This window comes from Lutibacter sp., from assembly GCF_021647475.1.
Classification (GTDB): Bacteria; Bacteroidota; Bacteroidia; order Flavobacteriales; family Flavobacteriaceae; genus Lutibacter.
This window is the reverse complement of record NZ_JAKIUR010000072.1, coordinates 1-9,799: the sequence shown is the minus strand read 5'-3', so window position 1 is coordinate 9,799 and position 9,799 is coordinate 1. Positions and strand designations below refer to the sequence as shown.

Annotated in this window: 9 protein-coding genes and 2 pseudogenes; 7 read left to right on the top strand and 4 right to left on the bottom strand. The window is 29.0% G+C overall.

From position 1 onward, the window contains the following. Positions 1 to 191 precede the first annotated feature (191 nt). Positions 192 to 578 (top strand): Co2+/Mg2+ efflux protein ApaG, encoded by a 387-nt coding sequence (gene apaG / locus L3J60_RS12505; RefSeq protein ID WP_291975896.1) that lies wholly within the window; start codon positions 192 to 194, stop codon positions 576 to 578. Here the strand turns inward: apaG and L3J60_RS12500 are convergent. Beyond that, positions 575 to 1,276, bottom strand: coding sequence for an NRDE family protein (locus tag L3J60_RS12500; protein WP_291975895.1), 702 nt, complete (start codon positions 1,274 to 1,276; stop codon positions 575 to 577). The two genes, apaG and L3J60_RS12500, sit on opposite strands and share 4 nt — an antisense overlap. A gap of 104 nt (positions 1,277 to 1,380) precedes the next feature. Here L3J60_RS12500 and pruA point away from each other — a divergent pair, with 104 nt between their 5' ends. Continuing rightward, the gene (gene pruA / locus L3J60_RS12495; protein ID WP_291975893.1) at positions 1,381 to 3,006 is read left to right on the top strand and encodes an L-glutamate gamma-semialdehyde dehydrogenase; all 1,626 of its coding nucleotides are present in this window, start codon (positions 1,381 to 1,383) and stop codon (positions 3,004 to 3,006) included. Positions 3,007 to 3,076: 70 nt separating this feature from the next. Here the strand turns inward: pruA and L3J60_RS12490 are convergent, their stop codons facing one another. Together L3J60_RS12490 and rsmG are read right to left on the bottom strand one after the other, a co-directional pair. Next, positions 3,077 to 3,256 (bottom strand): hypothetical protein, encoded by a 180-nt coding sequence (locus tag L3J60_RS12490; protein ID WP_291975892.1) that lies wholly within the window; start codon positions 3,254 to 3,256, stop codon positions 3,077 to 3,079. Positions 3,257 to 3,551: 295 nt separating this feature from the next. Continuing rightward, positions 3,552 to 4,178 carry a 16S rRNA (guanine(527)-N(7))-methyltransferase RsmG gene (gene rsmG / locus L3J60_RS12485; protein WP_291975891.1) on the bottom strand — a complete coding sequence of 209 codons (627 nt, stop codon included), beginning with the start codon at positions 4,176 to 4,178 and terminating at the stop codon, positions 3,552 to 3,554. Positions 4,179 to 4,333: 155 nt separating this feature from the next. Between rsmG and L3J60_RS12480 the strand changes: the two genes are divergently transcribed. The 5 genes and pseudogenes from L3J60_RS12480 (at position 4,334) to L3J60_RS12460 (ending at position 9,433) form a co-directional block, all read left to right on the top strand. Continuing rightward, a complete protein-coding gene (locus L3J60_RS12480) occupies positions 4,334 to 5,431 on the top strand; it encodes an acyl-CoA desaturase (protein WP_291975890.1) in 1,098 nt (365 codons plus the stop codon). A 9-nt stretch (positions 5,432 to 5,440) separates the two neighbouring features. Further along, positions 5,441 to 6,628, top strand: a complete 1,188-nt coding sequence (locus L3J60_RS12475) for a pyridoxal phosphate-dependent aminotransferase (RefSeq protein ID WP_291975889.1) — start codon at positions 5,441 to 5,443, stop codon at positions 6,626 to 6,628. Positions 6,629 to 6,720: 92 nt separating this feature from the next. After that, positions 6,721 to 6,921 carry a dodecin family protein gene (locus L3J60_RS12470; RefSeq protein WP_291975888.1) on the top strand — a complete coding sequence of 67 codons (201 nt, stop codon included), beginning with the start codon at positions 6,721 to 6,723 and terminating at the stop codon, positions 6,919 to 6,921. Positions 6,922 to 7,068: 147 nt separating this feature from the next. Then, positions 7,069 to 9,120: a thioredoxin domain-containing protein gene (locus L3J60_RS12465; RefSeq protein WP_291975887.1), complete on the top strand. Its 2,052-nt coding sequence runs from the start codon at positions 7,069 to 7,071 to the stop codon at positions 9,118 to 9,120. Further along, positions 9,120 to 9,433 (top strand): annotated as a pseudogene (locus L3J60_RS12460) (DUF1304 domain-containing protein). The gene L3J60_RS12465 and the pseudogene L3J60_RS12460 overlap by 1 nt, the downstream one beginning before the upstream one ends. A 1-nt stretch (position 9,434) precedes the next feature. On the opposite strand, the pseudogene L3J60_RS12455 reads toward L3J60_RS12460, so the two are convergent. Then, positions 9,435 to 9,641, bottom strand: a pseudogene (locus L3J60_RS12455) (IS1595 family transposase); the annotation flags it as partial. Positions 9,642 to 9,799: the final 158 nt, after the last annotated feature.

Genomic DNA, 9,799 nt, shown 5'->3' with positions numbered 1-9,799 from the left:
ATTAGAACAAAATCTAATGCCTTTGCTTTGAAAGATAGAATTTATTATAACGCTCTAAAAAACGCAATGAAACAAATTAATGAGTTATCAACAAATAAATATCAAAATGTGGCGTAATCGTGAATGTCTTGCGTAAGGTCAGTAACTAATTAAATTCGTATCTTTGACAAAATCAAAGGCTTAAGTAAATTATGGTACAACAAGTAACAAATGGTATAAAAGTTTCTGTTACTTCTATTTTTGAAGGTACTAGCTACCGAAATTATAGATTGTATTATTCGTTTAGTTATCAGGTTATTATAGAAAATCAAAGTAATGAAATCGTTCAATTATTGAACCGACACTGGAAAATATTTGATTCCTTAAACAATATTGAAATTATAGAAGGTGATGGCGTAATTGGTAAAAAACCTATTTTAAAACCTTTACAAAAACACACCTATAAATCCAATTGTTTTTTAAATTCGCCTATTGGTGCAATGAAAGGTTTTTACACGATGATTAATTTAAGTAATTCCAACACTTTTAAGGTAGTAATTCCTACGTTTCAATTAATGGTTCCAAATACTAGTAATTAAAAATAAATCTTTTTTTTAATTGAAGAAATAACATCTTCATAAATCATTTCTATTTGTCCTTTTTCCTTTTTAACAGAAGTTATACTGACGGTTTCAATAGTTGAGCGTTTCATTAAAACTGATTGCGACTTATCTCCAATTTCTGAATGGTGAAATTTTAAAATATTTTCTATTGAAAAATCTTGTTCGTTTTGCCAATTTTGAAACCACTTTTTTCGATTGTTTTTACTGCTTTCAGCGTATAATGTAGAAGACGACCATATTTTTGGTTGCTGTTCTAATTCAGTAAAATGTTTTTGCTTTTCATCCCAAATTAATTCGTATAAATGTAATTTAATATCGTTCCAATCAACAACTATCATTGTAAATGGTTCTACATTTTCTAAATTTAATAGCGTTATATATTCTTTTGAGTTAGAAGCTTTCAATAATTCCTTAGCAATTACACCTCTACTTTTGGCATAATTTTTCTTTTTAATATGATTTACAAATCCACCATTTAAAATGCAAACCAATCTTTTTTTAGAGCTCACTCCTATCCATGTTCCTCCAGCAATTTTATCTTTTGGATACAGTAAATTCACCTCATTTTCAACATAATTTTTCGGTAAAAAAGTTTCCCTTGATTTTTGTTCATCCCTATTTGATGTTAAAATAAAATCGTTGTTTTTTAAAGGTAAAAAAGTAACTGTGCACATGGCGTTATTATTCTAATTTTGAGATTCAATATATTAAAAAAAGTCGTTTCTATTTAGTAACTTTGCAACAAATTTAAAATAAAAACACTTTAAAAAATAATATTATGGCTTCAGGATTTTACCAAGTACCAAAAGCTGTTAACGAGCCTATTAAATCATATGCTCCAGGTAGCCCAGAATTAAAAAGTTTAATGGCTACTTATAACAAAATGTATCAAGAAAATATTGATATTCCATTCTACATCGGTGGCAAAGAATATAGAACTGGAAAAACAGTTGATATTCACCCTCCACACGATCATAAACATTGTGTAGGAAAATACCATACCGCAGAAAAAGAACATCTTGAATTAGCAATTAAAAAAGCTGCCGAAGCAAGAGAAAAATGGGCGAAAACAAGTTGGCAAGATAGAGCTGCAATTTTTTTAAAAGCAGCCGATTTATTAGCTGGTCCATTTAGAGATAAAATGAATGCCGCCACTATGATTGCACAATCTAAAAATGTATTTCAAGCTGAAATAGATGCTGCTTGTGAATTAATTGATTTCTTTAGATTTAATGTTGAATTTATGACAGAAATTTACAGCAATCAACCACAATCTTCTGCTGGAATTTGGAATAGAATGGAATATAGACCGTTAGAAGGATTTATTTATGCAATTACTCCGTTTAACTTTACTTCCATTGCAGGAAATTTACCAGGTGCACCTGCACTAATGGGAAATGTGGTAATTTGGAAACCAGCACGTTCTCAAGTATATTCCGCAAAAGTAATTATGGAATTATTTAAAGCTGCTGGTTTACCAGATGGTGTTATAAATATGGTTACAGGTAATTCATCCATGATAACAGATGTATTATTAGGAAGTTCTGATTTTGCAGGAGTTCACTTTACGGGTTCTACACCTGTATTTAAAAGTTTTTGGACAACAATTGGTAACAATATTGATACTTATAAAGCTTACCCTAGAATTGTGGGAGAAACTGGTGGAAAAGATTTTATTTGGGCACATCCAACTGCTAATCCACAAGAAGTTGCTACAGCAATTTCAAGAGGTGCATTTGAATTCCAAGGTCAAAAATGTTCTGCTGCTTCAAGAGCCTATTTACCAAAAAGTTTATGGAAAGATATTAAAGCTGCCATAATTAAAGATATAAAATCTTTTAAAATGGGAACTCCAGCTGATACTGGTAATTTTATAAATGCTGTAATTGATGATAGAGCTTTTAAAAAACTTTCTGGCTATATTGATCAAGCTAAAAAAGATGTTGATGCTGAAATTATAGTTGGTGGTAATTATGATGATTCAAAAGGTTATTTTATTGAGCCTACTATAATTGTTACTACCAATCCACAATATAAAACGATGTACACTGAGCTGTTCGGACCAATTATCACCATATACATATATGAAGATAAAGCTTGGGAAGAATCATTAGATATTTTAGACAAAACAAGTGAATATGCCTTAACCGGAGCAATTTTTAGTGGTGATAGATATGTAATTGATATTGCTACTAACAAATTAGAAAATGCTGCTGGTAATTTCTATATCAATGATAAACCAACAGGAGCCGTTGTTGGTCAACAACCTTTTGGTGGTGCTCGCGGATCAGGAACTAACGATAAAGCAGGTTCTGTTTGGAATTTATTACGTTGGGTAAGTAACCGAACTATTAAAGAAACTTTTGTACCTCCTACTGATTATAGGTATCCGTTTTTAGGTTAACAAAAACTTAACTACCAAAAAAAGCTCGCTAATTGCGAGCTTTTTTAGTATCTAACATTTAAATTTTTAATTAACCTTTTTCCAACTTATCAGCATCTGGCAACAACCCAACCAATTCTTGTGGATTATGAATTAAAACTGGTATATGTTGCGGACAAATATAAAATTCACTTTTTTGGTAATAAAATTTTGTTACTGGTGTTTCGTTTGAATTTTTCTTACAAACTAAACATTCTTTAATTTCAGCCATAATTTTTTGTTTAAAGGACAAAAATATCCTTATAATTTTTATTCACAAATGACCTTTGTCACATAACATGTTAAAAAGTAAAAAGCTCGCCAATGGCGAGCTTTCCTTTACTAATGTTAAAATATTTATTATTTTTTCTGTAATTTACAGTACATGAACAAACCCTAAATTTAATATGAGGGTACATAAAAATAGGTTAAACGTTTGAAAGCTAATTGCTATTTACATTATTTATAATAAAATTTCGAGGCAAAATTAAGAACTCTTTAGTAAATAAAAAATAACAAATGTCACATTAGTTACTTTTTAAAGGAATATGCACTACTTTTTTAGTTTCAAAAAAATCTTCTGCAAAGTAGTCTGAAAGGTTATAAATAGTAGCTTTTGGAAAGTTTTGAAGTTCTTGTTTTAAATCACCACCTTTTAAATATAAAATTCCGTTTTTTATAGTGTGGTTTTGTTCTTTCTTAATCTTTTTACGTGTCCATTTCACAAAATCATCCATATTAGTTACTGCTCTGCTTACAATAAAATCAAATTTTCCATTAACTTTTTCAGCTCTTAAGTGAGCAGCTTGTACGTTAGCCAACTCTAATGCATTTACCACTTCATTTACCACTTTAATTTTTTTACCAATGGAATCCACTAAATAAAATTTAACTTCTGGAAACAAAATAGCTAAAGGAATTCCTGGAAATCCTCCACCAGTTCCAATATCTAAAATTTTTGCTCCAGAATTAAAAGGTTGCACTTTTGCTATCCCTAATGAATGCAATACATGTTTTATATAAAGTTCATCAATATCCTTTCTTGAAATCACATTAATTTGAGCATTCCACTCTAAATAAAGATTCTTTAAAGCCTCAAACCTTGCATCCTGAATTTTAGTTAAATTCGGGAAATATTTTCTTATTATATCCATATTTTAAATTCAATTAGAGCAAAAATACAACTATACTATTTATTTCACACATCATAAAAAAGTGTTATTTTTTTTCAAAAAACATAAAAACTCATAAAAATGATTTATTTTCGTTGCCTTACAAACTAAATAAAAAATAAAATTTATATAATCATATGACTATTAAATCTATAAGCTTCTCAAGAATTGATAAAGCAAAGTTTTTTAGAACCTTAAATAAACGTGTAAATAGCTATTTTAAAGAAAACCATATAAAACGTACTGGTAACTGGAAATTATATACCAAAGCAATAATTATGTTTAGTATATTTTTAGTCCCATTAATTTTAATTTTAACAGTTACTATGCCTCAATGGGTATTGCTTTTACTTGCTATTGTTATTGGAATTGGTATGGCTGGGGTTGGTATGAATGTTATGCATGATAGTAACCATGAGTCTTTTTCTAGTAAAAAATGGGTGAATAAAATTATGGGTAGTAGCATTTACATTTTAGCTGGAAACGTTTATAACTGGAAGGTACAACATAATGTTTTACACCACACATTTACAAACATTCAAGGATATGATGAAGATATTGATGCTGGAAGAATTATACGTTTTTCAAAGCAAACTAAATGGCTATGGATTCATAAATTTCAAAAATATTATTCATTTTTTCTATATGGATTATTAACTATAAATTGGGCAATTACTACCGATTTTAAACAAATGCACACTTATTTAAAACGAAAACTTTCTTATGGAGAATTTCCAAATCCAACTAAAGAATGGACCGTTTTAATTATTTCTAAAATAATGTATTACTTATTATGGATTGTACTTCCTTTAGCTGTTTTAGATATAGCATGGTGGAAAGTTTTAATCGGATTTTTTGTAATGCATTATACCGCAGGTATTATTTTAAGTGTAATTTTTCAATTGGCACATGTTGTACCAAAAACAGAAATGCCTCAACCAGACCAAGAAGGCAATTTAGAGCATACTTGGGCTATACATCAATTATATACAACTTCAAATTTTGCACCAAAAAATAAATTTGTTTCTTGGTACACAGGAGGATTAAATCATCAAGTAGAACATCATATTTTTCCAAATATCTCACATGTTCATTATCAAAAAATCGCTAAAATTGTAAAAGAAACAGCTTTAGAGTTTAATTTACCTTATAATGAATATAAAACTACTAGAAAAGCAATAATAGAACACTTTAGACAATTAAAATCTTTAGGATTAAAACCTGCACATATATAATTTTTTTAAATGAAAAATCAATTATCCGATAGGATTAATAATTTACCGATATCTGCAACGCTTGCAATGGCAGCCAAAGCTAGAGAATTAAAATCTCAAGGAAAAGATATTATCAGCTTAAGTTTGGGAGAACCTGATTTTAATACTCCTGATTTTATAAAAGACGCTGCAATTGAAGCTATTAATCAAAATTACAACTCTTATACTCCTGTAGATGGTTATTTAGAGTTAAAAGAAGCTATTTGTAAAAAATTTAAACGAGATAATAATTTAAATTATAAACCATCTCAAATTGTAGTTTCAACAGGTGCAAAACAATCACTTGCAAATGCTGCTTTAGTATTGTTAAACCCTGGAGATGAAGTGTTACTACCAGCTCCATATTGGGTAAGTTATTCTGCTATAACTACTTTAGCTGAAGCTACTTATAAAATAATTCCATCAACTGTTGAATCTAATTTTAAAATTACACCTAAACAGTTAGAAGAAGCTATAACACCAAAAACTAAATTAATTTTCTTTAATTCTCCAAACAATCCAAGTGGCACTATATATTCCGAAACTGAATACAGAGCTTTGGCTAAAGTTTTAGAAAAACATCCTTCTATCTTTATAATTTCTGATGAAATCTATGAACATATAAATTATGATGTTCCTAATTTTAGTTTTGCATCCATTGAAAACATGTATGATAGAACTATAACTATCAATGGTGTTGCAAAAGCTTTTGCAATGACTGGCTGGAGAATTGGATATATGGGTGCACCTGAATGGATTGCCAAAGCCTGTACTAAAATGCAAGGACAAATAACCTCTGGAGCCAACTGTATTGCACAAAGAGCTACTATTACTGCTGTTGAAGCTCCTATCTCTAAAATTCAATATATGGTAGATGAATTTAAACAAAGAAGAGATATGTTGCTTGAATTATTTAAAGAAATTAAAGGATTTAAACTAACCATTCCTGATGGTGCTTTTTACCTTTTTCCTGATGTATCCTATTTTTTTGGAAAAACCATCAAAGGATTTTCTATAAATTCAGCTTCTGACTTTTCAATGTTTTTACTTGAAAAAACAAATATAGCGACGGTGTCAGGTGAAGCTTTTGGGGACCATAATTGTATCAGAATTTCCTTTGCCACATCTGAAGAACAACTTCGCGAAGCTGTAAACAGAATTAAAGAAGTACTTAAATAATCTAGAACTGAAAACTAAATACACTTTATTACCCATTGATTTCAGGAAAATATTTTGTATATTTAAACCTTAATTTAAAAAAATCAAAGTCTATGGCAGTAATGAAAGTTATTGAAGTAATGGCAAGTTCCACTAAAAATTGGGAAGAAGCCACAAAAAATGCAGTTGCACATGCTTCAAAAAGTGTTAAACATATTAAATCTGCATTTGTACAATCACAAAGCGTTGTAATAAACAACAATAGTGTGGAAGAATTTAGAGTAAACGTTAAAATTACTTTTGAAGTAAAATAATAACGTTAAAAAAACTAAAAAAAAAGCACTTTTATCAAAGTGCTTTTTTTATTTAAGTATATTTAGTAAATTATGATTATGAGATATTTGCTACTAATTTTCCTGTTCACAAACTTTATAAGTTGTAAAGGGCAAAACGAAAAAAAAATGCAAAAACCTAGCTATAAATACACTAATGAGTTAATTAAAGAAACAAGTCCTTACTTATTACAACATGCCCATAATCCTGTTAATTGGCATGCATGGAATAAAGAAACCTTAGCACTTGCTAAAAAAGAAAATAAATTACTTATTATTTCTATTGGATATTCTTCTTGTCATTGGTGTCATGTTATGGAACACGAAAGTTTTGAAGATGAAGAAGTTGCAAAAGTGATGAATGATAATTTCATTAGTATAAAAGTTGACCGAGAAGAACGACCAGATATTGACCAAGTGTATATGAATGCTGTCCAATTAATGACTGGTAGAGGTGGTTGGCCTTTAAATTGCATTGCCTTACCTGATGGACGACCAATTTGGGGTGGCACTTATTTTCCTAAAAAAAACTGGATAAATGCCTTAACTCAATTAGCAAATTTATACAAAGAAACGCCAAACAAAGCTATTGAATATGCTGATAAACTTACAGAAGGCGTTAAAAATTCAAGTTTAATACAATTTAACAATAATGACATTCCTTTTTCTGTAACTAAATTAAAAACAACTGTTGCTAATTGGAAAAAACATTTAGATACTAAACTAGGAGGCTCCAATGGAGCTCCGAAATTCCCAATGCCTAATAATCTTAGTTTTTTGCTTAGATATAGCATTCAAGCTAAAGATTCTGAAATTAAAAATTACGTAAATACAAGCTTAACTAATATGGCTTTTGGTGGAATTTTCGATCAAATTGAAGGTGGTTTTTCTAGGTATTCAACCGATCAAAAATGGCATATTCCTCATTTTGAAAAAATGCTTTATGATAATGGACAATTAGTAAGTTTATACTCAAAAGCTTTTCAAGAAACTAAAAATAAAACCTATAAAAACACTGTTTATAAAACCTTGCAATTTATTGAAGATGAATTAACTAGTACTGAAGGAGCTTTTTATTCATCATTAGATGCAGATAGTTTAAATAAAGATGGTAAGTTAGTAGAAGGTGCTTATTACAGCTGGACAAAAGAGGAACTACAAGCTATTTTAGGAAATGATTTTAAATTATTTTCAGAATATTATAATATAAATAGTTATGGATTATGGGAACATCAAAATTATGTACTCATTAGAAAAGAAGACGATAAAATTTTTGCTAAAAATCATCAAATAACTATTACTGAACTAGATAAAAAAGTAGCTGAATGGGATTATAAATTATTAAAAATTAGACAGAAAAGAGCCAAACCTAGATTAGATGATAAATCCTTAACTTCTTGGAACGCTTTAATGTTAAAAGGTTATATAGATGCATATCAAACTTTTAATAATCCTCACTTTTTAGAAGTTGCCCTAAAAAATGCTCGGTTTATTGTATCCAAACAACTTACCGTTGATGGCGGATTAAACCACAGTTACAAAAATGGTAAAAGTACTATTAATGGTTATTTAGAAGATTACGCTACGGTTATTGATGCTTTTATAGATTTATATCAAGTTACCTTAGATGAAAAATGGCTTACCACTGCCAAACAATTAACCGATTACGCCTTTGATCATTTTTTCGATGAAAAAACGCATATGTTTTATTTCACTTCTAATAATGACACCGCTTTAATTACCAGAAAATTTGAAATTGAAGATAATGTAATCCCAGCTTCAAACTCAATAATGGCAAATAATTTATTTAAATTAAGTCATTATTATTCTAATTCATATTACCTAAAAGTAAGCAAACAAATGCTAACTAATGTTTATAATAAGGTTGAAAATTATGGTGGTGGTTATTCTAATTGGTTGAATTTGTTGAGTAATTATGTTGGTTCTTATTATGAGATTGCTGTTTCTGGTAGCCAAGCAAAAGAAAAAATAAAAGAGTTCAACGCTAATTACATTCCTAATAAATTATTTGCAGGAACAACAAGTAAAAGCACTATTCCTTTAATGGAAGGAAGGGATGCTAACGATGAAACTTTAATTTATGTTTGCGTAGATGGTGCTTGTCAATTACCAGTAAAAGATACTAATAAAGCCTTAAGTTTTATTAAAATAACTTTTTAATGATGAAATTCTTACAATTGTTTTTTATTTCACTCGTTGCTTTTGAGCATTTGTATTTTATGATATTAGAACTATTTTATTGGGATAAACCAAAAGGATTAAAAATATTTGGCAATACTTTAGAAAAAGCAAAATCTTCAAAAGTTTTAGCTAAAAACCAAGGTCTTTATAATGGTTTTTTGGCTACCGGATTATATGGTCAATGGTTAGTAAAAGTAACGAGGTTAGTTTAGCTATCTTCTTTTTAAGTTGTGTTATATTAGCTGGAATTTATGGAGCTTTTACTACAAAAAAAATAAAATTATTTTATTGAGTTATACACTTAGTATCTGTTTTATTTGATTTTGGTAAATAGGTTTACTTTCTACCATTCTACTAATTGTTTTATGAAATATGCTTTCCTTAAATTGAGAACGATTAATCCTAAAACAAAATTCGTCAAAATATGCTTGAATATGCCATTTACTTATATGAGTTGGTATTGCTCTTAACCAAGATTTAACTTGCATAATCATAATATAAGACCGTTGCAAGGTAAAAGTGGTTAAATTAGAGGTATAAAAATCATTTAATCATTTGTTATTTAACTAATTAAGTCTTATTTTTAATGTATGAAATTACAGAAACAACCCACATTAGCAGACACAATTTGCGATTTACGAGCAAGAAAGATAAAAAC